We start from the raw sequence: 2,069 nt of genomic DNA, 5'->3' as shown, positions 1-2,069 counted from the left end.
ACTCGGCCGTGGAACTGCTGGAGACTCGCGCAGGAGGAGAAGCCTGGTGCACAGATCTCCGTACGCAGTGGAGCACTCTCACGAGTACGCCGACAACTGTCCCTGCAGTCGGCCGGCATCGCCCTGTGGGCCTGCGAGAACAACGAGGGAGCACTCCACCTGGCCCGCTACCTCGTCCAGCGCAAACGCTCGGTCATGCTGATGATCGATGCCGACAGCCGCTCCAACAAGCTCTTCAAGGACGAAAAGCTCCGCAAAGCGGGCCTCGACCTGGACAAGCAAGTCGCCTACGTCGGCGAAGCCCTCGGCTTCAACGAGCTGGAAGAACTCTTCACCGACGAGCGCTGGGCCACGGCCGCCAACCTCCGATGGCCCCGGCCCGCCCCCCGGACCTGGAGCGCCGAGGACTTCACCGCGCACCGCGGCACCAAGAAGTTCAGCGCCCGCGTCCTCGACATGATCAAGAGCGAGGCGGCGGAGGCCAGCCCCAACGGAAAACCGGCCATGCTCAACGGCCTGGTCACCACGCTCACCACTCCCGAGGACGTTCCCCAGCAGCTACGAGAAGTCTTTGGGCAGCTTCAGGAACTCGCTCACTGACCAGACACCGGCCGCTGCGCGCGACGCGCCCGCATACGCTCCTTGCGCTGCTCATCGGTCGGTGTCTCCCAGGCATGCCAGCCCACCGCTTCCACCCACTGACGGGCATGGGAGCGAGCATCGATCCCGCACCACCTGCACCCGCCCGGCGCGGGAAAACAGCCAGCACGAGCAGACTTCGGAGAGGCCATCCCTCCTCCTTCCCACCCCTGTATCTTCCCTGCCGGCACTGACAATCACGCTTGGTGACCAAGCCTCGCCGGCACTGCTCCAAAAGGGCGCAGAAACCTTCCTCCCATCTGCATCCATCTCCGCATAAGCAGCGATGTTTATCTGAAAACCCACCCACACCTCAGACCGTCTGACTACGGTCACCTTGCATGAGGTTTCTGCACACTTCGGACTGGCACCTGGGCCGCCGGTTCCACGGAGAAGACCTGATCGACGCCCAGCGCAAAATCCTGGATCACATCTGCGACACCGCCCGCAACGAGCAGGTCGACGCCCTGCTCATCGCCGGAGACATCTACGACCGGGTCATCCCCAGCCTGGACGCGGTACGCCTGTTCAGCCAGGGCCTGAACCAGATGGCCGACCTCGGCATACCAGCCATCATGATCAGCGGAAACCACGACTCCGCCCACCGACTCGGAGTCGGCTCCGCCCTGCTGGCCCGCACCGGCGTGCACCTGAGGACCGACCCGGCCCACACCGCCACCCCCGTCCTGCTGGAGGGCCCCACCGGCACCGTCGCCGTCTACGGCGTGCCCTACCTCGAGCCATCTCTGGTGCGCACGCACCTCGAAGCCGAAGAAGCCTCCCACCAAGCCGTCCTCCGCTCAGCTCTGGACCGCATCCGCGCCGACCTCGCCGCCCGCCCCGCCAACACCCGCTCCATCGTCCTGGCCCACGCCTTCGTCACCGGCGCGACCGGCTGCAGAAGCGAACGTGACATCAGCGTCGGCGGCGTCGACCACGCCCCCGCGTCCGTCTTCGACGGCATCGACTACGTCGCACTGGGCCACCTCCACGGCGCCCAGCAGGTCAACGACCACATCCACTACAGCGGCTCCCCGCTGGCCTACTCCTTCTCCGAAACCGGACACACCAAGTCCCTCACCCTGATCGACCTGCTCACCGACCCAGCAGCCCCCACCGTCACCCGCCGCCCCCTCCCAGCAGACCTCCAACTGCCCCTGGCCCGCCTGACCGGCCGCCTGGAAGACCTGCTGGCCGACCCGGCCCACGAACCCCTCACCAAAGCCTGGCTGCACGTCACCCTCACCGACACCGCCCGCCCCTACGAACCCGTGGCACGCCTCAAACAGCGCTTCCCCCACACCCTCGACCTGCAACACCTCCCCACCGCCATCCCCGCTCAGGCACCGCAACCTCAACCTCCTCGGCCGCTACAGCTTCACCGCCCAGGTCCCGGCCGACGGGGCCTTGAGGCCGCTGCGCGGCCCGGA

At 67.1% G+C, this 2,069-nt stretch carries 1 protein-coding gene and 1 pseudogene; both read left to right on the top strand.

Annotated elements, in window-relative coordinates:
• Window positions 1–600: pseudogene (locus AB0D53_RS41630) on the top strand (hypothetical protein); the annotation flags it as partial.
• A 380-nt stretch (window positions 601–980) separates the two neighbouring features.
• Window positions 981–2,069: exonuclease SbcCD subunit D (locus AB0D53_RS41625; RefSeq protein WP_362454746.1), on the top strand; the 1,089-nt coding region annotated here is incomplete at its 3' end.

The organism is Streptomyces sp. NPDC048295, assembly GCF_040652135.1.
Classification (GTDB): Bacteria; Actinomycetota; Actinomycetes; order Streptomycetales; family Streptomycetaceae; genus Streptomyces.
The sequence above is the reverse complement of the archived record's forward strand: the minus strand, read 5'-3'. Positions and strand labels throughout refer to the sequence as shown.